This is a genomic window from Geothrix edaphica, from assembly GCF_030268045.1.
GTDB classification, from domain to species: domain Bacteria; phylum Acidobacteriota; class Holophagae; order Holophagales; family Holophagaceae; genus Geothrix; species Geothrix edaphica.
Genome location: NZ_BSDC01000001.1, coordinates 844,612 through 865,215, shown reverse-complemented (window position 1 = coordinate 865,215; position 20,604 = coordinate 844,612). Strand labels below are relative to the sequence as shown.

Annotated in this window: 20 protein-coding genes and 1 tRNA gene; 11 read left to right on the top strand and 10 right to left on the bottom strand. The window is 69.3% G+C overall.

Going from position 1 to position 20,604, the window contains the following annotated elements:
* Window positions 1-30: 30 nt before the first annotated feature.
* Genes QSJ30_RS03830 through QSJ30_RS03820 form a run of 3 tightly spaced genes read right to left on the bottom strand, consistent with a single transcriptional unit; the run spans window position 31 to window position 2,423 of the window.
* Complete coding sequence (locus QSJ30_RS03830; RefSeq protein ID WP_285606563.1) at window positions 31-867, bottom strand: alpha/beta fold hydrolase; 837 nt, start codon at window positions 865-867, stop codon at window positions 31-33.
* Window positions 864-1,340, bottom strand: a complete 477-nt coding sequence (locus tag QSJ30_RS03825) for a SixA phosphatase family protein (RefSeq protein WP_285606561.1) — start codon at window positions 1,338-1,340, stop codon at window positions 864-866. The genes QSJ30_RS03830 and QSJ30_RS03825 overlap by 4 nt, the downstream gene beginning before the upstream one ends.
* Window positions 1,341-1,364: 24 nt before the next feature.
* Window positions 1,365-2,423: an acyl-CoA thioesterase gene (locus QSJ30_RS03820; protein WP_285606559.1), complete on the bottom strand. Its 1,059-nt coding sequence runs from the start codon at window positions 2,421-2,423 to the stop codon at window positions 1,365-1,367.
* A gap of 148 nt (window positions 2,424-2,571) precedes the next feature.
* Here QSJ30_RS03820 and QSJ30_RS03815 point away from each other — a divergent pair, with 148 nt between their 5' ends.
* Window positions 2,572-4,182, top strand: a complete 1,611-nt coding sequence (locus tag QSJ30_RS03815) for a DEAD/DEAH box helicase (protein ID WP_285606557.1) — start codon at window positions 2,572-2,574, stop codon at window positions 4,180-4,182.
* A 93-nt stretch (window positions 4,183-4,275) separates the two neighbouring features.
* On the opposite strand, the gene QSJ30_RS03810 is transcribed toward QSJ30_RS03815, so the two are convergent.
* Window positions 4,276-6,759 carry a penicillin-binding protein 1A gene (locus QSJ30_RS03810; protein ID WP_285606555.1) on the bottom strand — a complete coding sequence of 828 codons (2,484 nt, stop codon included), beginning with the start codon at window positions 6,757-6,759 and terminating at the stop codon, window positions 4,276-4,278.
* Between the two features lie 28 nt (window positions 6,760-6,787).
* Between QSJ30_RS03810 and QSJ30_RS03805 the strand changes: the two genes are divergently transcribed.
* The 4 genes from QSJ30_RS03805 to QSJ30_RS03790 all read left to right on the top strand — a co-directional run bounded on the left by QSJ30_RS03805 (window position 6,788) and on the right by QSJ30_RS03790 (window position 10,944).
* A complete protein-coding gene (locus tag QSJ30_RS03805) occupies window positions 6,788-7,666 on the top strand; it encodes an NAD(+)/NADH kinase (protein ID WP_285606553.1) in 879 nt (292 codons plus the stop codon).
* A gap of 155 nt (window positions 7,667-7,821) precedes the next feature.
* Entirely contained in the window at window positions 7,822-9,222 is a 1,401-nt protein-coding gene (gene vorB / locus QSJ30_RS03800) for a 3-methyl-2-oxobutanoate dehydrogenase subunit VorB (protein ID WP_285606550.1), read from the top strand.
* The gene (locus QSJ30_RS03795; protein ID WP_285606548.1) at window positions 9,219-10,649 is read left to right on the top strand and encodes a 2-oxoacid:acceptor oxidoreductase family protein; all 1,431 of its coding nucleotides are present in this window, start codon (window positions 9,219-9,221) and stop codon (window positions 10,647-10,649) included. Before vorB ends, QSJ30_RS03795 begins: the two co-directional genes overlap by 4 nt.
* Before the next feature lie 31 nt (window positions 10,650-10,680).
* Window positions 10,681-10,944 (top strand): hypothetical protein, encoded by a 264-nt coding sequence (locus QSJ30_RS03790; RefSeq protein ID WP_285606546.1) that lies wholly within the window; start codon window positions 10,681-10,683, stop codon window positions 10,942-10,944.
* Between the two features lie 128 nt (window positions 10,945-11,072).
* Here the strand turns inward: QSJ30_RS03790 and truB are convergent, their stop codons facing one another.
* Window positions 11,073-11,966, bottom strand: coding sequence for a tRNA pseudouridine(55) synthase TruB (gene truB, locus QSJ30_RS03785; protein ID WP_285606544.1), 894 nt, complete (start codon window positions 11,964-11,966; stop codon window positions 11,073-11,075).
* Window positions 11,967-12,359, bottom strand: a complete 393-nt coding sequence (gene rbfA, locus QSJ30_RS03780) for a 30S ribosome-binding factor RbfA (protein WP_285606542.1) — start codon at window positions 12,357-12,359, stop codon at window positions 11,967-11,969.
* A gap of 105 nt (window positions 12,360-12,464) precedes the next feature.
* Here rbfA and QSJ30_RS03775 point away from each other — a divergent pair, with 105 nt between their 5' ends.
* Together QSJ30_RS03775 and QSJ30_RS03770 are read left to right on the top strand one after the other, a co-directional pair.
* On the top strand, window positions 12,465-13,202 hold the full coding sequence (locus tag QSJ30_RS03775; protein WP_285606540.1) for a class I SAM-dependent methyltransferase: 738 nt from the start codon (window positions 12,465-12,467) through the stop codon (window positions 13,200-13,202).
* Between the two features lie 56 nt (window positions 13,203-13,258).
* Window positions 13,259-14,455 (top strand): phosphoglycerate kinase, encoded by a 1,197-nt coding sequence (locus QSJ30_RS03770; protein WP_285606538.1) that lies wholly within the window; start codon window positions 13,259-13,261, stop codon window positions 14,453-14,455.
* A 19-nt stretch (window positions 14,456-14,474) separates the two neighbouring features.
* Here QSJ30_RS03770 and QSJ30_RS03765 read toward each other — a convergent pair whose 3' ends face one another.
* A complete protein-coding gene (locus QSJ30_RS03765; RefSeq protein WP_285606536.1) occupies window positions 14,475-14,993 on the bottom strand; it encodes a DUF3224 domain-containing protein in 519 nt (172 codons plus the stop codon).
* Window positions 14,994-15,255: 262 nt separating this feature from the next.
* Here QSJ30_RS03765 and tpiA point away from each other — a divergent pair, with 262 nt between their 5' ends.
* Window positions 15,256-15,990, top strand: a complete 735-nt coding sequence (tpiA, locus tag QSJ30_RS03760) for a triose-phosphate isomerase (protein WP_285606534.1) — start codon at window positions 15,256-15,258, stop codon at window positions 15,988-15,990.
* On the opposite strand, the gene QSJ30_RS03755 is transcribed toward tpiA, so the two are convergent.
* Window positions 15,991-16,731 (bottom strand): zf-TFIIB domain-containing protein, encoded by a 741-nt coding sequence (locus tag QSJ30_RS03755; protein ID WP_285606532.1) that lies wholly within the window; start codon window positions 16,729-16,731, stop codon window positions 15,991-15,993. It lies immediately after the preceding gene.
* Window positions 16,731-17,477: a hypothetical protein gene (locus QSJ30_RS03750; RefSeq protein ID WP_285606530.1), complete on the bottom strand. Its 747-nt coding sequence runs from the start codon at window positions 17,475-17,477 to the stop codon at window positions 16,731-16,733. The genes QSJ30_RS03755 and QSJ30_RS03750 overlap by 1 nt, the downstream gene beginning before the upstream one ends.
* Before the next feature lie 96 nt (window positions 17,478-17,573).
* On the opposite strand from QSJ30_RS03750, the gene aroF reads away from it, so the two are divergent.
* The 3 genes from aroF (at window position 17,574) to QSJ30_RS03735 (ending at window position 19,140) form a co-directional block, all read left to right on the top strand.
* Window positions 17,574-18,605: a 3-deoxy-7-phosphoheptulonate synthase gene (aroF, locus tag QSJ30_RS03745; protein WP_285606495.1), complete on the top strand. Its 1,032-nt coding sequence runs from the start codon at window positions 17,574-17,576 to the stop codon at window positions 18,603-18,605.
* A 38-nt stretch (window positions 18,606-18,643) separates the two neighbouring features.
* Complete coding sequence (gene secG / locus QSJ30_RS03740; protein ID WP_285606493.1) at window positions 18,644-18,988, top strand: preprotein translocase subunit SecG; 345 nt, start codon at window positions 18,644-18,646, stop codon at window positions 18,986-18,988.
* Window positions 18,989-19,054: 66 nt separating this feature from the next.
* Window positions 19,055-19,140, top strand: a tRNA-Leu gene (locus QSJ30_RS03735).
* Window positions 19,141-19,197: 57 nt separating this feature from the next.
* Here the strand turns inward: QSJ30_RS03735 and QSJ30_RS03730 are convergent.
* Window positions 19,198-20,595, bottom strand: coding sequence for a Kelch repeat-containing protein (locus QSJ30_RS03730; protein WP_285606491.1), 1,398 nt, complete (start codon window positions 20,593-20,595; stop codon window positions 19,198-19,200).
* Window positions 20,596-20,604 lie beyond the last annotated feature (9 nt).

Sequence of the window (20,604 nt, the reverse complement as noted above, 5' to 3'; positions counted from 1 at the left end):
GGGGAAGCATGTATGGTAGGCCAGATTCCCCTATCGGCCAAACCCGGCGTCGACTTTATCCATGAAGGCCCGAATCAATGCCACGAATTTCCTGGGATCCTCCACGGGGTAGGCATGCCCGATACCCGGAATGATCTCAAAGCGGCTCCCGGGAATGCGCCGGGCGGTCTCCAGGCATTTCCAGGGCGGCGTCAGCAGATCTTCGGCGCCGGAGAGCAGCAGGACCGGATCCTGGATGAGACTCAGGCGCTCCCGGATGTCCCAGCCGAGGATCCCCCGGATCTGGTGCAGGTTGCCGTGCAGAGGCTTCCCGGCGCCACCCGTCACCACCTGGTGGTAGGCCCGCAGCACGCCGTGGCGGGCCTCCAGGAATGCGTCGCCCCAGAGGAAAGGCGCCACGGCGTCGAACTGCATCAGAGGGCCGCCCACCTCCAGGCAGCGGGCCCAGTGCTCGGTCTTGAGGGCCATGGCGAAGTCGATGCGGCACATGGCGCTGGTGAGGATCGCCCCGGCGAAGGCGCCGGGATGGGTGGTGAGCAGCTCCAGGCTCATGGCGCTGCCGTTGGACAGGCCCACGAGCCAGGGACGTTCCACACCCAGGGCGCCGAAGAGCTCCCAGGCCTCCTGCGCCAGCAGGGCCGTGGCATAGGGCCCCGCCTCGGGCGCGTCGGACTTCCCCTGCCCCCGGCTGTCGAAGGTGAGGACGCGGTAGCGGTCCGCCAGGCCCGGCAGCACCCCGGCCCACATGGTGGTGTCCGACAGCAGGCCATTCAGCAGCACCAGCCAGGGGCCCTGGGGATTCCCCTGCACGCGGTAGTGGAGCTTCACGCCTGAGGCCAGGGTCACGAAGGTGGCCTGGGGCCTCATGATCCATGCCTCAGTTCCGACGGCTGGTACTGCCGCTCGAAGCGCCAGACACCGGCCTCCCAGCGGATGACGGCGCAGCTGGCCTTCTTCACCTCGAGGCTGCGGCCCGTGAGGTGGAAGATCAGCTCCCCGAGGAAGGGCTGGTGGCTGATGACCGCGAGGGTGCCCTCCGCCTCCGCCGCCAGGCCCCGCAGCCAGAGGTCAGCCTGGGGAGGGCGGCTCTCCGGCAGCACCATCAGGGAAGTCTCCATGGGGAAGGCCCCTGCGGCCTCCTGGAGGCAGGCCATGGTCTCCATGGCGCGGCGGTAGGGGCTGCTGAAGCCCCGGGTGGGGACGTGGCCCTGGGCCACCAGGCCCTGCATGGCCGCGCGGGTTTTGGTCCAGCCTTCGCGGGTCAGCGCGCGGTCCGCGTCGCGCTGGCCGGACCGGAGGTCCTCGGCGATGCCATGGCGGATGAGGAGCAGCGTGGTCATGAGGCGATCTTACCGCCCTCGGGCTCACCGTCCCCGGGACGCCTTCCAGGCCAGCCGTGCCGCGCGGCGCCGGTGGGCGGCCAGGTAGCGGGCATCCTCGGCGTAGGTGGTGGGATAGATGGGCGGCACCGGCTGGGGGCGCAGTTCGTCGTCCACGTTCGCGAACGTGAAGACGCAGCTGTTGGAGAGGTTCGTCTGGGTGCGGTCGCGACTGATGCGGATGATGTCCGTCTCCACGCAGACGCTGGTGCTCCCGGAGTAGACCGCCCGGCTGAGGAACTGGAGCTTGTCGCCCATGCGCACAGGCTGGACGAAGTTGATGCGGTTCACCGCCACGATGACAGGCCGGTGCGGGGCCACCTGCTCGGCGCAGATGGAAGACAGCTCGAACGCCTGGCGGATCAGGTGCCCGCCGAAGATCTTGGTGGGGACGTTCTCGTGCTCCGGATAGGTGCGCTCCCAGCCGCTGGTGACGCAGTCCGCGGCCATGAGGCCCTGGAACGCGGGCTCTTCCTGGGCCGCATGCAGGGACGTCAGCAGGGCGTATTCCTCGCGGCTGGGGGGTTCCTGGGCCTGATGCAGCTGGTGCCGGTAGCCTTCCCGCCGCGCGATGGCCCGCTCCCAGCGCCGCACCGCCAGGGCGTCGTCGGGTTCAAAGGCCGGCAGCACGAGGCTCTCCGCAGCGGCTCCCGTGGTGCTGCGGGCCACCATGGTGAAGTAGCAGGAGGCGATGTGCGCGGGTGGGCTGCCATCGGCGCCGGCAGCGTGCTCGACGCGGATGCCCACCTCCAGGCTCGTGCGGCCCACGAAATTGACCCGCGCGCGGAACACGAGATCGCGGTGGACGTCGGCGGCACTGCGCACATAGATGTTGTCGATGGCCGCCGTCACCACCCGGGCCTGGGGATGGGCCTGCCGCGCGTAGTCGAGGGCGCACTCCTCGGCCACCTTGTCGAGCACCTCCAGGATCAGCCCGAAGCGCACGTTGGCCGGGAGATCCTCGTCGAGCAGCATGTAGCGCCGGCGCAGGGAGGGGTCGGAGCCGAGGGGAAGGGTGAGGATGCGATCAGGGGGGAGGGCCATGGACCAGTATGCCCGACTCGCGATTCTTCCTGGAATATCAAGGCATTTCATGGGATGCTGATTGTTTGGGCCCCTCCCGGCTGGCGCTGTCCGCCAACAGAGACTGCCATTCGGCACACTCGCGCAGGGACAGCCCCGGGAGATACCAGTGAGTGAGACGACCTTTGCAGCCCTCGGCTGCAACGAAGTGCTTTTGGCCGCCCTGGCCAAGCGCGGCTTCGAGACCCCCATGCCCGTCCAGGCCCAGACCTTCAAGCCGGGCCTCGAAGGTCGCGACCTGCTCGTGCAGAGCCGCACCGGCTCGGGCAAGACCTTGGCCTTCGGCCTGCCCCTGCTGCACCGGCTCTCCGATGAGCGCCACACCCAGGCCCTCATCCTCGCGCCCACGCGGGAGCTGGCCCAGCAGGTGGGTGCCGAGCTGCACAGCCTCATGCCCAAGCTGCCCATCGCCAACCTCGTCGGCGGCGTGGCCTACCCGCCCCAGCTCCGGGCCCTGCAGATGGGCTCCCCCGTGGTCGTGGGCACGCCGGGCCGGGTGAAGGATCACCTGGACCGCGGTACCCTCGACCTGAGCCGCGTGAGCATGATCGTCCTCGACGAGTGCGACGAGATGCTGAACATGGGCTTCCTCGAGGACGTGGAGACCATCCTCGCCAAGGTGCCTGAAGGTCCGCAGACCTATCTGTTCTCGGCCACCCTGCCCGCCCCCATCGCCAAGCTCGCGAAGCGCTTCCTCAAAGACCCCGTGCAGATCCAGCTGGCCGATGCCGGCGAGCATGCCGTGCATGCCGACATCGCCCACACGCCCGTGCTGGTGCCCGACCACCAGCATGTGCGGGCCCTCGTGAACCTGCTGCTCCGCGACCAGCCCAGCGCCGCCCTGATCTTCACCAAGACCAAGGCCCAGACCGAGGAGGTCGCGGAAGAGCTGACGGTGTCGGGCCTGCCCGCGGCCTTCCTGCACGGCGATCTCGCCCAGGCCACCCGCACCCGCATCCTGGGCCAGTTCAAGGACGGCAAGCTGCGCTACCTGGTGGCCACCGACGTGGCCGCGCGCGGGCTCGACATCACCGGCCTGCCGCTCGTGGTGCACGTGGGCATCCCCACGCAGCTCGAGAACTACATCCACCGCAGCGGCCGCACCGGCCGCGCCGGCGCCAAGGGCACCAGCCTGGCCCTCGTGGGCTGGAAGGAAAGCCGCATCCTCCTGGCCTGGGGCCGCCGCGGCGGGCTCAAGCTGGACTGGCGCGCCGTTCCCACCCCTGCGGAGATCCGCGAAGCCCAGGCCGCCAAGCTCCTGGATGGCATCCAGGGTGCCGCGAGCGCCGCCCTCCTGGCCCAGGCCACCCAGATGCTGAAGGACGCTGATCCCGTGCGCCTCGTGGCGGGCCTGCTGGGCCTGGTCCAGGCCGAGAAGTCCGCCGGTTTCGACCTGCCGAATGAGCCGGAGAAGAAGGCCAAGCCCCGCTTCGACTCCACCCGCGAGCGCAAAGAGGGCGGCCCCCGCCCCCAGCGCACCTACGCGGAACGCAGCGCTGCCCGCGGCGAGGCGCCCCGGCCCGATTCCGCCTTCTCCAAGACCCGCCCCGACGGCAGCTTCAAGCCCCGCCGCGAGTTCGATGAGAAGCCCCGCCCCTACCAGAAGCCCAAGCCGGAGACCGCAGCGCGCCCGAGCCGGACCTGGGAGGATCGCCCCGCTCCCAAGGACACGCCCCGCCCCTGGAAGGCCGCTCCGGCCAAGGCGTGGAAGAAGAAGTAGCAGCTCTGGCTGGCGTCAACCCAAGGCACAAAACGAGGGCGCGAAGGCGCCCTCGTTTTGTGCCTATGCGGCAAAGATGGGGTGGGACACACCCTAGGAGTTCGGATCCGTCGCGTTGAGATCCACCGGCTTGGGGGCCTCTTCGACCACCTTCGGGCGGCCCCAGATGCGGTTCTCCACGGGCTGCACATTGGCCTTGTCACGGGCCTCCTTCACCTTCTGGATGGCCTCGGCATCGCTGCCGGACTTGGGGACGGTGCCAGGCTTGAAGGCCAGGTGGAGCACCCGGTCCACGGTCGCGGAAGTGGCCAGCAACCCTGTGTAGCGGTCGATGTCCGCCCATTCCAGGCCTTCTGGAGCCTGGAACTCCTCGCGGGGCGTGGTGGGCAGGGCCGCCTTCATGAAATCGACCCAGATGGGCAGGGCCACCTTGGCGCCATCGGCGCCCCGGAAGATGGTCTTCTTCTCGTCCAGGCCCACCCACACGCCGCACACCACCCGGGTCGAGAAGCCGATGAACCATCCGTCCGTGTGGTCGTCCGTGGTGCCGGTCTTGCCCGCCACGGGCCACCCCAGCTCGTTGCTTTTCGCACCGGTGCCGCTGGTGGCCACGCCCTGGAGGCACTGGATGAGCTGGTAGGTGCTCTGGGGATCCAGCACCTGCTCCGTGGCCGCGCCGCTGTGGCTCTCGAGGACGCGGCCGTTGCGGTCCACCACCTTCTTGATGAAGAAGGGCAAGGGGGCCTGGAGGCCGTCGTTGGCGATGGTGGCGTAGCCCCGCACCATCTCCTTGAGGGTCAGGTCCGCGGAGCCGAGCGCCATGCTGGGATAGGGCGGGATGCTGCTCGTGATGCCGCACTTGCGGGCGAAGTCGATGACGTTCAGGATTCCGGTCTCCTCGAGCGTGCGCACCGCGGGCACATTGCGGGAATCGCGCAGGGCCTCCCAGATGGGGATGGGCCCCCAGAAGTCCCGTTCGTAGTTCTTCGGCTCGTAGGGCTTCACGCCGCCGCGGAGCGGCTTGTATTCCGATGTGCCGTCCGGGTTCGTGACCGTGAGGAAGTCCACGGTGTCCAGGAAGCGCGTGGGCACGTCGAGCACCATGCTGGCGGGCGTCTTCCCCGCGGTGAAGGCCGCGCCGTACACATAGGCCTTCATGGTGGAGCCCACTTGACGCTGGGCCTGGGTCGCGCGGTTGAACTTGGAGCGGTTGAAGTCGTAGCCGCCCACCATGGCGCGGATCTCGCCGGTCTTCGGGTCGAGCGCCATCAGGGCGCCTTCCACCTGGGGTTCCTGGTCCAGCTCCAGAGTCTTCGGAGTGCCGTCCTCGGCGGACTTCACCAGGAAGAGCGGGGCGGCCCCGCGGGGCAGCAGCTTCTGGAGATCCTTGCCGGCCCAGGCAAACGCGCTCTCCGGCACCTCCAGGACGGCCTTGCCGATCCGCACCTGCGCCTTGCCCGCCTTCCAGCCGAGGACGACGCCCCGGATGCTGTCGCCGGTCTCGAAGTAGCGCTTCCATCCGTTGAGCTGCGTCGTCTCGGGATCGGTCACGAACTGCACCGCGTCCTTCCGGAACCCTCGGCGCCGGTCCACGACCTTCAACCCGGCGCGCACGGCCCCATTGGCCGCCTCCTGCCAGAAGCTGTCCACAGTGGTGGTCACTTCCAGGCCGCCGTTCAGGACCTGCTCCCGGCCGTACTTCTCATAGAGGTACTTGCGGACCTCCTCCACCACATAGGGGGCCACGGCCTCTTCACGGGCGTTCTCGCGGGCCAGGCGGATCGGCTTCTCGACCAGCAGGCTGGCCTCCTGCGCCTTCAGGTAGTCCTCCTTCACCATGCGCAGCAGCACGTGGTTGCGCCGGGATCTGGCCGCCGCCCGGGCCTTGGGGTCCGGATTGTAGGGGTTGTACCAGTTCGGATTCTGGACCAGCCCCGCCAGCAGGGCGCACTCCTCCACGTTGAGCTGGGGGGCGCTCTTTCCGAAATAGAACTCAGCCGCGGCCTCGATGCCATAGCGTCCGCCGCCGAAATACACCTCGTTGGCGTACATCTCCATGATCTGCTTCTTGGAGTAGGCCTTCTCCAGCTTGCGCGCCAGGATGATCTCCTTCAGCTTGCGGTCCAGGCGCTTCTGGCGTTTCGCGGTGACGGTGCGGATGAGCTGCATGGTGAGCGTCGAGGCACCCTCCCGGCGACGGCCGAAGCTGGTCACGAAATTCCATCCGGAGCGCATGAGACCCCGGCCCGACACACCGCTGTGCCCCCAGAAATCCGAGTCCTCCGTGGCCACCAGCGCGTTCACGAAGGCCTTGGGGATGTCGCCGTAGGGGATCACGACACGGTGTTCCTCCGCGAAGATCCCGATGACGTTGCCGTCGTGGTCCAGCACCTTGGTGATGGTCTTGGGCACGCGCAGGGCGAACAGCGTGAGGAAGCTGTCCGCGTCCCGCGAGAGCACGGACCAGGACACCGCCAGGGTGGTGCCGCCGACGACCGCGAGGGCCACGAAGGCCCACAGCGCCCGGCCGAGCCACCGGCGCGTGGGGGAGGAGGAGGATGCCTGGGTGGAAGCCATGCAGAAAGGATAGCGTTAGAGTGGTCGCATGCCCCAGCGACTGATCCTCGTGGCCAAGGTCAAATCCCCGCACCTGGGTTCCACCCTGCGGGCGGCCCTGCCACCCTTCCTCGACCGGGGCTGGATCGTGACGGGCGAGCCGGCGATGGCCGAAGCCTGGGCCCTGGCCGGCCTGGCCCCCGCCCGGCTGGACCTGGACCAGGACCTGGGCGCTTCGAATCCTGTGGCGGACCTGTGCCTGGTGCTCGGCGGCGACGGGACGCTGCTCCACGCGGCCCGGCGCGTGGGCATGCGGGGCACGCCCATCCTGGGCATCAACCTCGGTTCCCTGGGCTTCCTCACGGCCCATCCCGTCTCCGAGGCCGCCAGCACCGTGCAGGCCTTCCTGGCGGGAACCCTCGTCGCGGACCGGCGCCCCACCCTGGAAGTGGAACTCTGGCGCGGCAAACGCCTGCTGGCGCAGCAGACGGTGCTGAACGACGCGGTGGTGGCCAAGGGCGCCCTGGCCCGCATCATGGACATGCACCTGCGGGTGGGCGACCAGGACGCCGGGCCCATCAAGGCCGATGGCCTCATCGTGGCGACGCCCACGGGCTCGACCGCCTACGCGCTGTCCGCGGGCGGCCCCATCCTGCATCCCAGCCTGGAGGCCTTCGTCATTGCCCCCATCTGCCCGCACACCCTGACCCTGCGGCCTTCCGTGGTGCCCGCCTCCCAGCCCATCTCCATCACGCTGGAGGAAGCCGAGGATGCCCACCTCACCCTGGACGGCCAGATCGGCCACCAGCTGCTGCCCGGAGACGAGGTGCGCCTGCGCCAGGCCCGCACGCGCATCACCCTCCTCCAGCGCCCCGGCCTCGACTTCTTCGCCCTGCTCCAGCAGAAGCTGCATTGGGGGGATCGATAGATCCGGTCTGTCCCCCACAGACCGCCCTGTCCCCACACCATTCTTGACCATCTGGTCGGCGCTGGTCTGCGCTCAGGCCCGCTTGTGACCGCGCGCACATGGGGTGGGCCTGACACTTCCCCCTAGTAGGACCTGCGTCCCTGCATGGAGTCCCCATGGCCCTCAAAGAACGACCCAAACCCTTTCTGCTGCCGGAGTATTGCAAGGGCTGCGGCCGGTGTCTCGACGCCTGCGCCAAGGACTGCATCACCCTCAGCGATCAGATCAACCCGCTGACGGGCCTGGTGCCCGTGGAGCTGGACCTGAGCAACTGCAATGCCTGCGGCCTCTGCATGGACGCCTGCCCCGAGCCCTACGGCCTGCGGCCCGCCCACGAGGGCGAGATCGAGGAGTTCGAGCTGGAGGATCCGGCCAAGCTCTTCGGCGTGAAGCCCAGCGACGCGCCCGTGCCGGTGGACATCCCCGACGAGACCCTGCCCCTGCCCCGCACGGAGCCCCTGGTCATCAAGGGCACCTACGCCTCGGCCCTGGGCGCCCTGCTGGCCGGCTGCCGCCACGTCTACGGCTACCCCATCACCCCCTCCACCGAGGGCGCCGAGCTGATGGCCAAGTTCCTGCCCAAGCTCGATGGCACCTTCCTCCAGGCCGTCAGTGAAGTGGCCGCCGTGAACATGATGTACGGCACCGCCGGCGCGGGGCTGCCCACCATGACTTTCACCTCCTCGCCGGGCTTCAGCCTGATGCTGGAGGGCGTGTCCTACATGATCGGCGCAGAGCTGCCGGGCGTCTTCGTGGACGTCATGCGCGGCGGGCCGGGCCTCGGCAACATCGCCCCCGAGCAGTCCGACATCAAGCTGGCCTGCCACGGCCTCGGCCACGGGAACACGCACGCCATCACCCTGGCGCCCTCGACGCCCCAGGAGATGCTCGACCTCACCATGCTGGCCTTCGAGCTGAGCTTCAAGTACCGCAACCCCGTGGTCCTCCTCGGCGACGGCTACCTGGGCCAGATGACCGGCAAGGTGCAGCTGCCCGAGACCATGATCAAGCCCGGCATCCCCAAGTGGGCGGTCTACGGCGATGCCATGCACCGCAAGAACCTCGTGTCTTCGATCTTCCTCACGGAGAGCGACCTCGAGGCCCACAACGTCCACCTGAACGCGAAGTACGAGGCCATGGCGGTGGAGGCCCGCGCCGAGACCTTCCTGTGCGACGACGCCGAGGTGGTGCTCATCGCCTGCAACACTCCGGCCCGCACGGCCAAGGGCGCCGTGCAGGACCTGAGGAACCAGGGCATCAAGGCCGGCCTCTTCCGGCCCATCACCCTCTGGCCCTTCCCGGTGGAAGAGCTGAAGACGGCCATCCGCGGCGCCCAGCGCATCGTGGTGGTGGAAGCCAGCGCCGGGCAGCTGGAGGATGAGGTGCGCCTCGCCCTCAGCAAGGCGGGCGTCCGGCAGTTCCCCGACATCGAAAACGTCCGCCGCATGGGCGGAGTCCTGCCCCAGCAGAGCGAAATCATGACCCGGGTCCTGGGCCGGAAGGAGGTGCTCGCATGAGCAAGGCCAGCGTCTTCTACGACAAGTTCGAGCGCCACTCCCACGGCGAGGGCCTCAAGGGCCACGCCACCCACTACTGCCCCGGCTGCGGCCACGGGCTGGCCCACAAGTACCTGGCGGAAGCCATCGACGAGCTGGGCATCCAGGACCGCACGGTGGCCATCAGTCCCGTGGGCTGCTCGGTCTTCCTCTACTACTACTTCGATGTGGGCAACAGCCAGGCCGCCCACGGCCGCGCACCCGTAGTCGCCCTCGGCCACAAGTTCGCCAACCCCGAGAGCGTGGTCATCAGCTACCAGGGCGACGGCGACCTGGCCTCCATCGGCCTGGCCGAGACCGTGGCCACAGCGCAGCTCGGCGCACCCATCACCGTCATCTTCATCAACAATGCCATCTACGGCATGACCGGCGGCCAGATGGCCCCCACCACGCTGATGGGCCAGAGCAGCACCACCAGCCCCTCCGGCCGCAACGAGTATAACGGCCAGCCCATGAAGATGGCCGAGCTCATCGCCGGTCTGGACGGCCCCATCTACGTCGAGCGGGTGGCCCTCTATGACGCCAAGCAGCGCATCAAGGCCAAGAAGGCCATCCAGAAGGCCATCAAGCTCCAGGTGGAAGGCCGCGGCTACTCCTTCATCGAAGTGCTGGCGGAGTGCCCCACGCACCTGAAGATGAATCCCGAGGACACCGAGAAGTGGGTCAAGGAGTGCATGGAGCCCGTGTACCCGCTGGGCGTGAAGAAGGACGTCACCGTCGACCCCTGGTTCAAGCGGAACCCGCCCTGCTTCAAGGGCGAGAAGATCCTCAGCCTGGCCGGTGCCACTTCCGAGCACCCCGAGCGCTTCTGCAAGGGCTTCCCCACGCATCTGGCGCTGAATGACATCTCGCTGAAGCTGGCCGGCTCCGGCGGTGACGGCGCCCAGACCGCGGCCATGCTCATCGCCCGGGCCGCCATCAACGAGGGCTTCGACGCCACCCACATCCCCAGCTACGGCCCTGAGAGCCGCGGCGGCACGTCCTACGCCGATGTCCACGTGGCCGAGGAGGAGGTGCTGAACCCCGGCTCCCCCGATCCACAGGTGCTCATCGCCTTCAACACCCCCAGCCTCGTCAAGTTCGGCCCCACGGTCCGCAAGGGCGGCTATGTGATCTACGACAGCTCCGTGGTGACCGAGGCGCCCGTGCTCGATCCCAGCATCAAGCTGTTCCCCGTGCCCTTCACGGGCATCGCCACCGACCTGGGCAAGGCCGTGGTGAAGAACATCGTGGCCCTGGGCGCCCTGCAGGCCGCCACGAACATCTTCCCCAAGGACACCATGCTCACGGCCATCCGTGTGGCCCTGAAGGACAAGTGCGCCCTGATCCCCCTCAACGAAGAAGCCTTCGCCTGGGGCATCAAGTCCGTGGAAGCGCTCGACAGATAGGCCCGGATCCCCCATCCCCCAGGAGGCAGCCATGACGGACACCGCCATCCAGACCACCCTCAGCGCCGAGGAATGGAAGCTCGTCATGGCCCTCCGGGAGATCCCGGACAGCCCGCTCCGCACGAAGGTCTCCGGCCTCATGGCCGAGCTGGCGCGCTTCATCCAGCAGCCCCGCTGCCTCGGCATGCAGAGCGACGGCTTCCCCTGCGGGAGCCCGCACACCAGCTGCGAGGAGTGCCAGCACATGCTGGCGGTCCTCGACGACCTGGCGGCGCGCGTGCCTGTTCAGGACTGAGGCAACACTCCAATAATGCGGGGACAGGATTAACAGGATTGAAGGCCGGATTAACAGGATCAATTCTTTTGAAATCCTGTTACCCCTTCAGTTCATCCTGTTAATCCTGTCCCAGCAAATGCGCTTCACTACAACCCGCCCCGCAGGTTGGCGAAGGTCCGCAGTCCCGCTTCGGCGGGCTTCAGCAGGGCCACGAGACGTCCGTCATGCAGGGCCCGCAGCGGGGCGCCGGGGTCGGGAAAACCCTCGGGCAGGGCCCAGGTGGCAGGCAGAGCCTCCCCCGCGGGGATGCTCCGGCCGTGGCCCAGGTGATCCGCCTCCTCGTCGGAGAGCAGACGCGACGGGCACCAGGGCAGCAGCTCGGCGCCGGTGAGCAGCCGCTCCCGACCTTCGCCGGGATCTGCCCAGGGGCCGATGGCCGTGCGGCGGAGGGCCGTCAGGTGGGCCCCGCAGCCCAGGGCGCGGCCCAGATCCCGGGCCAGGCTGCGGACGTAGAAACCGCCCCGGCAGGTCAGTTCCAGGGTGCTGCGTCCCGGCAAGTCGTGGGCGATCCAGCGCGCCGACAGCAGGAAGACGCGGCAGGGCTTCATCACCACGTCCTCGCCCCGGTGGGCCTTCCTGTAGGCGGCCTCGCCATCGATCTTCTTGGCGCTGGTGGCGGGCGGCACCTGGTCGGTCCAGCCCAGGAAGGGCGCCAGGACTGCGTCCAGCGCCGCCTGTGAAGGCGGCACGTCCGACTCCGCCACCGGTTTCCCGTGCAGGTCGCAGGTGTCCGTCTCCACGCCCCAGGCCACTTCGGCCACGTAGGTCTTCGGCAGGGGGTGCAGCAGCTCCATCAGCCGCGTGGCCTGGCCCGCCAGCACCAGCAGCAGCCCGTCCGCGAAGGGATCCAGCGTGCCGCCGTGACCCAGGGCCAGCTTCTTCTGTCCCGCCTCGAAGGCCCGGCGCTTGAAGCCCCGGATCACGTCAAAGCTGCTCTGGCCCACGGCCTTGTGGACGAGGTGGATGCCGGACTCGACCATTCAGCCTTCTTCCGAGGCCGGGTCTGCGGGGCGCGCGGCCCGCTCCTTCTCGATCTCGGCGAGGAGGGTCTCCATGTGGTTGCCGTCTTCCAGGGTGCCATCCGGGAAGAACCGCAGCTCGGGCACCCGGCGCATCTTGAGGCGGTTGGCCAGCTGGCTGCGCAGGAACCCCGCAGCGCGGCCCAGGGCCTTGCGGGTGAGGAGATCCTGGGCCTCCTGGTCGCCGCCGTTGGCGGGCAGCACGGTGAAATACACCTTCGCCACGCTGCGATCCGGCGAGAGGCGGACTGCGGTGAGCGTCACGAAGCCCAGCTCCGGGTCCCGGAGCTCACGCTGCACGAGGGTGGAGAGGAGAAAGTGGACCTGGTCTTCAAGGCGTTCGGGGCGTTGCATGCGATTCCTTTTCAGGCTCCATTGTAGCCGACCTGGGTTTTCGCCCGGCCGGCGGGCCCCCCGGGCCGCCGGTTGGATACTCTGGATCATTCAGAGGGCGCCACCTTGGCCGACTGGTTCGAAGCATGGTTCGATGACGACTACGCGCTGCTGTACGCCCACCGCGACGCGGACGAGGCGCGCCTGGCCGTGGGCCGGGCCCTGCGTGAAGCCCCGGAGCTGGGCCAGGGCCCGGTGCTGGATCTGGGCTGCGGTGCGGGGCGCCACCTGGAGATCCTGCGCCAGACCAACCCCCTGGCCTTCGGCATGGATCTCTCCCCTGCCCTCCTCAGGCTGGCTCCCGCGGGGCTGCGCCCCTGGCTGCTGAGAGGGGACATGCGGCGAATCCCGGTGCGGCCGGAGGCCCTGTCCGGCATCTGCCTCTGGTTCACGCCCTTCGGCTATTTCCCCGATGCCCAGAACCGCGCGCTGATGCTGGATCTGGGGCGCCTCCTGCGCCCCGGCGGCGTGCTCGTGATGGACTACCTCAACGCCGGGCTGGTGGCGCGCTCCCTGGTGCCCGAGGACACGCTGGAACGCGCGGGCATGCGGGTCCTGAGCCGGCGCGCCATCGAAGGCGACCGCATCGTGAAGCGCATGACGCTTACGCGCCTGGCGACCGGCGAGACCCGCGAGGCCATGGAAAGCGTCCGTCTCTATCCCCCATCGGCCCTCCTGGAGATGGCGGCTCCCGCCGGCCTGCGCCTGCGCAGCGTCATGGGCACCTACGCGGGCGATGCCTTCACCGAGGACAGCCCGCGATGGATCGGCATCTTCGGGAAGGCTCCGGCCGCCGACAGCTGATAGCTGATAGCCCCCTCTTCCGTCAGAATGGAGCCTTCCATTTGCAAGGAGCAGCCATGGGCTTCCAGTCGGTGCGGGATCTCGACGTCAAGGGCCACCGCGTCTTCCTCCGGGCGGATCTGAACGTGCCGCTCAAGGAGGGCCGCATCACGGACGCCACGCGGATCCGGGAGACGCTGCCCACGCTGAAGTGCCTGCTGGACGGCGGCGCTTCCGTGGTGCTGGCCTCCCACCTGGGCCGGCCCGAGGGCAAGGGCTTCGAGGCCGCCTTCAGCGCCGCGCCGGTGGCAGCCTGGCTGAAGGAGCAGGGCTTCGACTGCCGCCTGGCCAGCTACGTGAATGGCGCGGCCGTGGAAGCCGAGGCCGCGGCCCTGCAGCCGGGCCAGATCCTCCTGCTGGAGAACCTGCGCTTCGAGAAGGGCGAGACCAAGAACAACGATGACTTCGCCGCCAGCCTGGCGAAGCTGGCGGACACCTACGTGAATGACGCCTTCGGCGCGGCGCACCGGGCCCACGCCTCGGTCAGCGGCATGGTCGGCCGTTTCCCCAAGGACCGCGTGGCCGCGGGCTTCCTCATGGAGAAGGAGCTGAAGGCCCTGGGCAAGGTCACGGACAACCCGGACAAGCCCCTCGTGGTGATCTTCGGCGGCGCCAAGGTGAGCGACAAGATCGAGCTCATCCAGAACTTCCTCGGCAAGGCCGATGCCATCCTCATCGGCGGCGCCATGAGCTACACCTTCCTCAAGGCCCAGGGCTTCGAAATCGGCAAGAGCCTCTGCGAGGAGGACAAGCTGGACCTGGCTCTGGAGCTGCTGAAGCAGGCGGAGGCCAAGGGGACGCGCCTGCTGCTGCCCCTGGACCATGTGGCGGCCCCCGAGTTCAAGGAGGACGCGGACTGCGCCATCACCGTGGACCAGAACATCCCCGCCGATCGCATGGCCCTGGACATCGGCCCCGAGACCGTGGCCGCCTACGTGGCTGAGATCCGCGCCGCGAAGACCCTCCTCTGGAACGGCCCCATGGGCGTCTTCGAGATGGCGTCCTATGCGGCCGGCACCTTGAGCATGGCCGAGGAACTGGCCGAAGCCGCGGACAGGGGCGCCTTCGTGCTGGTGGGCGGCGGCGACAGCGTGGCCGCCGTGAACAAGGCCGGTGTGGCCTCCCGCATGAGCCACGTCTCCACGGGCGGGGGCGCCAGCCTGGAGTTCCTCAGCGGCCTCGAGCTGCCTGGCGTGGCGGCGCTTCAGCGCTGATGGCCGGTCGGTCCGCCGGTCAAGGCCTGGCGGGCAGCGTGTAGTCCAGCGTGTAGGTGTGCCGGCCACCGGTGATGACGATGGTCATCGTCCCGGCCAGCCCCTTCAGTTCTCCGGTACCCGAGTCCGGCACCACCATCACGGTCCACTGGCCGGGCACCCCGCGAGTCATCACGGCAAAGTGCTGCAGCAGGAAGCTGCCGCTGCGACCCAGGAGCGTCCCGCGCACCTGCTCGATCGCCGTGTAGCCCGCCGAGCCCTGCACCTCCGTCATGGCCGTCAGCATCTGGCCCTGGCTGGCCCCGTCCAGATCCCCCTTGAACCGCTTGTCGATGGACATCCGCCCAGGGGACCAGGCGCCCGCCTGGGCCCCTTCCGCGAGGGGCACCACCTTGACCTCGAAGGAGCCCTTGGCCTGGGCAGTGACACGGGCCTCCTTTCCGGGGGTGGCGGAATCGGGTGGGACCGGCATCGCCGCACCAAGCGGCAGGCAGGCCAGCAGGACGAGGGCTGGTCTCAGGACGGGTGGTGCGGGCATGGACCCTCCTTGATCGGCAGGCGGGACTGGAACTCGTCTTGAAGTAGATGACGGTATTGTAGAAAGACGCCAAAGATACTGCACAAAGGATGAATGATGAAATCCGAAAAATCACCCGCGAGGCGAGCCGTACGCATCGGCATGACCCATCCCCGGCCATCACCCGGCCATGCCAGATTGCCGCCACACTGGTAGCCTTTCCGTCTCCCCCCGCAGGTCATGCTCCGATCATGCTGCCGGCCCCGTTACACAGGAGATCCCCATGCGCTTCGTCGTCGCCAACTGGAAGATGAATTTCCTGTCCGGCCAGGCCCGGGACTTCTGCGAGGCCTTCCTGGCGGGCTACAGCCCGTCGCCCTCGGTGACGGCCGCCGTCGCGCCCCCCTTCCACCTCATCCGCCCGGTGGCCGACAGCCTCAGGAGCCGCCAGGTGCGCGTGTTCGGCCAGAACGGCCACGCCGAGCCGAATGGCGCCTACACGGGCGAGATCTCCATGGCCCAGCTCCAGGACGTGGGGTGCTCGGGCGTGATCCTGGGCCACAGCGAGCGGCGCCAGCTCTTCGGAGAGACCGACGACGCCCTGGTCGCCAAGGTGAAGGCCGCCCGGGACTGGAACCTGCTCCCCCTGCTCTGCGTGGGCGAGACCCTTGAAGAGCGGCAACAGGGCCGGACGCTGGAGGTTCTGGACCGCCAGCTCTCCATCCTGGCCCGCACCGGCCCCACGCCCCTCTGGGTGGCCTACGAACCCGTCTGGGCCATCGGCACCGGCCTGCGCGCCGAAGTGGGGCAGATCCGGGAGGCCCACGCCTTCATCAAATCGAGGATCGTCACGCTCATGAGCCTGAACTTCGGCCCGGTGCCCATCCTCTACGGCGGCAGCATCACGCCGGAGAACTTCCCCGAGCTGCTGGACATCCCCGAGGTGGCCGGGGGCCTCGTGGGCGGCGCCAGCCTGGACCCCGCCAAGTTCGCGACTCTGGTGAAGCAGGCGGGCTGATCAATCCCTGCCGAACAAGTGATCGGCCACCTCGATGGCCAGCCCCACCAAACCCGCCGCCGTGAGCCAGTGCCCCGAGGCGTCCGCCTGCTGGGTGAACTCATGCGAGGACGCCGGGTGCCCGGGGAGCTGGACCGCGGCCCGCTTGGCCTCCTTCAGGTCCTCCAGTTCCCGCTCCCGAGCGCGGTCCAGGCCGCCTCCCGCGATGAAGGTCAGCAGCCGCCGCAGCTCGTCCCGGTCGAACCAGAGGCCGTGGGCCTTGCAGACATCCAGCACCACGCCCGACCGGCGCGCGTAGTTCACCCGGTTCATGCGCTCTCCGCAGGCGGGACAGGGGCGGTACTGCACCGGCTCCAGGGCCGCCACCGGCGGGACCGGGGGCGTGGGAAGGGCCCCCAGCACGGCGCCCTGGCGCTCCCGGCTGGCACCCAGCTGCTCGAACACCGCCCGGTCCAGCCACAGGCCGCCGCAGGCCAGGCAGGCCCGGGTCTCGAGGTCCCCCACGCGACTGGCGGCCAGGGGCTTGGCGCAGGCCGGACAGGGGGCTCCCTCGGCCACGAGGGGCACTCGCGGGGCCAGGGCCGCTCCACAGGCCGGACAGTGGCTGGCTGACAGCGGCACCAGCGCGAAACAGGCCGCGCAGGCCACCGTGGCCAGCTGGGCCTGGCAGTACGGGCACTGGGGCGCATCCGGAGGTACCGGAGCGCCACAACCGGAGCAGCGGAGGGTCTGGGCTTCCATCAGTCCTTCTTCGGCTCGGGTGCCGGCGCTGGCGCCTCGTCCCGCTTCGCGGACGGATCCTCGTAGAACCGCTGTTCCGAGCGCCGCGTCCACCGGAAGTCGGCGGACAGCTTCTGCACCACCACCCGGGCGAAGCCCTTGGCCTCCTCCTCGCGGATGCGGCCGTCATCATCTCGGGCCCCGGGCGGCAGCGGATCCATGGCCTCCACCACCTCCTGGGGCTCGATGGCCTCGGTCCAGAGGGGCTCGGGATTCCCGGGCTGCACCAGCCGGACCTGGGCCCGGACCACCTGGGGCCGGTAGCCCAGGCGGTCCCGGGTGTGCTCCTGCGCCATGGCGGCGTGGGAACCGGCCCACAGGCCCCAGAAGAGACCATCCACCACGCTCCAGCCCCGGTTGCCCGACGCGGCGCTCAGGGCCCCCACCGTTGCGCCCACGGCCACGCCGACCGTGGCGGGGCTGGCCTGGCCCGGGGCCGGGGAGATGTCGCGGATGTCCACCTGGAGCTCCACGGCCCCCATGGGCGGCTTCACGCCCTCGGGAACGACCACCACCCGGGTGGCCAGCCGGGCGCGCAGGGCCGAGGCGTATTCCTTCTGGAAGCCTTCGCGGTCGGCCAGGCCCTCGGGCAGGCTCACCGACACGCTCACGGGCCCGGGATGCTGCCGGAAGGCCTCCACCTCGGGCCGTTGGCAGGCCAGTACCAGCATCAGGGGTGCGAGGAGCAGGATGGGAGCGCGCCGCATGGGGACCTCCGGGCCCAAGTCTGGGGGCGGGTCCGTTCCCTGTCCAGGCGGCTCGATCTTTCCGGGCGGTAGAATCAGGCTCCTTCGCGAGGCCGCATGCTCATTCTTATGGAACCCGCCGCCACCCGTGACCAGGTGGGTGAAGTCCTGGCCCTGCTGGAAGCCGCCGGCATCCGCAGCCAGGTGAACGAGACGCCCGGGGCGCTCAGCATCGTGGCGCCGAACGCCTCCAAGGCCCTGAAACCGGACCGCATCGAGCCCATGGCAGGCGTCCGGCGCGTGGTGCCCATCACCAGCCCCTACAAGCTGGCCAGTGCCGACGCGGCGGCGGGTCGCACTGTGGTGGACGTGCGGGGGGTGCGGATCGGCGGCCCCGAGCTGGCGCTGGTGGGCGGGCCCTGTGGCGTGGAGAGCCGCGAGCAGCTCTTCACCGTGGCCCGCTACGTGGCCGAGGCCGGCGTGAAGCTGCTGAGGGCCGGCGCCTTCAAGCCCCGCACCAGCCCCTATGCCTTCCAGGGTTTGGGCCTGGAGGGCCTGCGGCTGCTGGAGGAGGCCCGCGCCGAGTTCGATCTGGGCATCGTCACCGAGGCCACGGAAGTCGAGACCTTCGACGATGTGGAGCGCAGCGCCGACATGGTGCAGATCGGCGCCCGCAACATGCAGAACTTCGCCCTGCTGCGCCGGGCCGGACGCTGCGAGAAGCCCGTGCTCCTCAAGCGGGGCCCCTCGGCCACCCTGGAGGAATGGCTCTACGCCGCCGAGTACGTGCTGGGCGAGGGCAACCGCAACCTGGTGCTCTGCGAGCGGGGCATCCGGACCTGGTCCGATCACGCCCGCAACACGCTGGACGTCAGCGTGGTCCCGGCGGCGAAGGTCCTCACCCACCTGCCGGTCATGGTCGACCCCAGCCACGCCACGGGGCGCCGGGACCTGGTGATCCCCTGCGGCCTGGCAGGCGTGGCCGCGGGCGCGGACGGCCTGCTGGTGGAGACCCACTGCAACCCCGAGAAGGCCCTGAGCGATGGCCCCCAGGCCCTCCTGCCCTCGGACTTCATCCGCCTCGTGGAACGGGCCCAGGCCGTGCATCGCGCCCTGCAGGCGCCCAGCCTCACTGGGCTATGGATGTAGGCCCCGCCCTGTGTAAGACTAGGAGGTTCGGAGTTTCCATGAATGGCCTCGCCCTCGCGCTTCTGATCCTCTTCGGTGTCCTGCTCATCGGGACGATCCTCCTGCAGCCCGGCACGAAGGGCGGCCTCGGCGCCTCCTTCGGCGGCGGCGGCGCGAACTCGGCCTTCGGCGCCCAGGGCGCCACGCCGTTCCTCTCCAAGGCCACCTACTGGCTGGCCGCGGGCTTCCTGGGCACCACGCTGTTCATCGAAGTCCTGATCATCCGCGGCAACCGCTCGGTGCTGGAGAAGATCTCCGACAAGCCCGCGATCACCGTGCCGGCGCCAGTCGTGCCTGCGCCCGCTCCCGCGCCTGCCCACGCGCCCGCGCCCGCGAAGAAGTAGCCGCGCCTCGCGCGAAACGGGGCATTGACCGCGTCAGCGCTTTGAGTGAAGATGGTTGTTCCACGTGCCCGCGTGGTGAAATTGGTAGACACGCCATCTTGAGGGGGTGGTGGCCACAAGCCGTAGCAGTTCGAGTCTGCTCGCGGGCACCAAACGAAACGAGCGCCTTCGGGCGCTCGTTTTACCGTTTCGGGGACCGGCTTCCAGGCTTACCGGAACACTTCGGTCAGCTTGATGCCGCCGCCGCCCTCGGTGCCGCCGGCCAGGAGCACGTCGCCCGACAGGAGGCGCGTCGCCGTGTGGCGGTAGCGGGTGGTCAGGTTGGAGGTCAGCAGCATGCTCTTGGCCAGGAGCGGATCGAACACTTCCAGCGTGGCCGACGCGAGGGAGCCCTCGCCCTGGGTCCGCCCGTGGGCCAGGAGGACCCGCCCATCGGTGAGAAGGGTGGCCGTGTGGTGGCTCCGGGGCCGGAGCATGGTCCCTGCCGCGGTGAAGGCCCCGGTGGCGGGGTCGTAGATCTCCACGGAGGAGGACACATCCGTGTTCGGGAGGTCCGGCGTGGTGCCTCCGGTGATCAGGATGCGGCCATCTGGAAGCGGCGTCGCCGTGTGCCCGTACCTGGCCTGGGCCATCCTCCCTGTCGGCGTGAACGTGCCCGTGGCGGAGTCATAGAGCTCGGCGGAGGCCCAGATCAGCTCCGGGCAGCCGTACCAGCAGGTGCTGTTCCGTCCGCCGGCGATGAGGATCCTCCCGTCCGGGAGGCGGGTCGCCGTGTGGCCGGTCCGGGGCGAAGCCATGGACGCTGACGCCGTGAACCCGCCGGTGGCGGGGTTGAAGAGCTCCGAGGTCGAGGTCGCGTAGACATCCGAGCCCGTGGCGGGCAGCCCGCCGGTCAGCAGGATGCGCCCGTCCGCCAGCTCCGCCGCGGCGTGGAGCATCCGCGTGGCGGTCAGGGGCCCGACCGTGCGCAAGCCGGTCCCCGCCTCGTAGACCTGGGCAGTGGCCAGGACGCTCACGCCGTAGACACCTCCCGTCAGCAGCACGCCGCCACCGGGGAGGACCGAGGCCTGGTGGGCCCAGCGCCTGGTTCCGAGGTCGCCAGCGGACACGAAGGTGCCCGCTGCGGGCAGGTACCGCTCAAGCTGGCTGGATTCCATCCCGCCCGCCAGCAGCACGCTGCCGTCCGGCAGCAGGGTGGCACTGTGGTCGGAGCGGGAGAACTGGGTCGAGGCCGCCTGGCTGAGGGCAGCCAGGTAGGCGGAGACCTTCACGGGCACCTCCGCGACCGCCCCGGGAACCTGGCTGCTCGTGGCCCGGAGGTGGTAGGTCCCGGCTGTGGTCGGCGCCTGGTAGCGGCCGCTGGCGTCCACCGTGCCCCCCTGGGGCTCCACCACTGAGAAGGTTGCCGGGATCGTGTGGCCCTGGACGTCCTCCGCCCACACCTGCAGGATGCCGCCGACCTTGATGTCGCCGGTGGCGGGCAGGAGCTTCAGCGCGGAGGGGGCCGGGGAACCGACAGTGCCGGAGCTGGAGCCGCCGCCGCAGGCCCAGAAGGAGGCCAGCCCCAAGCCAAGGAACAGCAGTGCTGAACGGGATGTGTGGGTCATGGTTTTCAT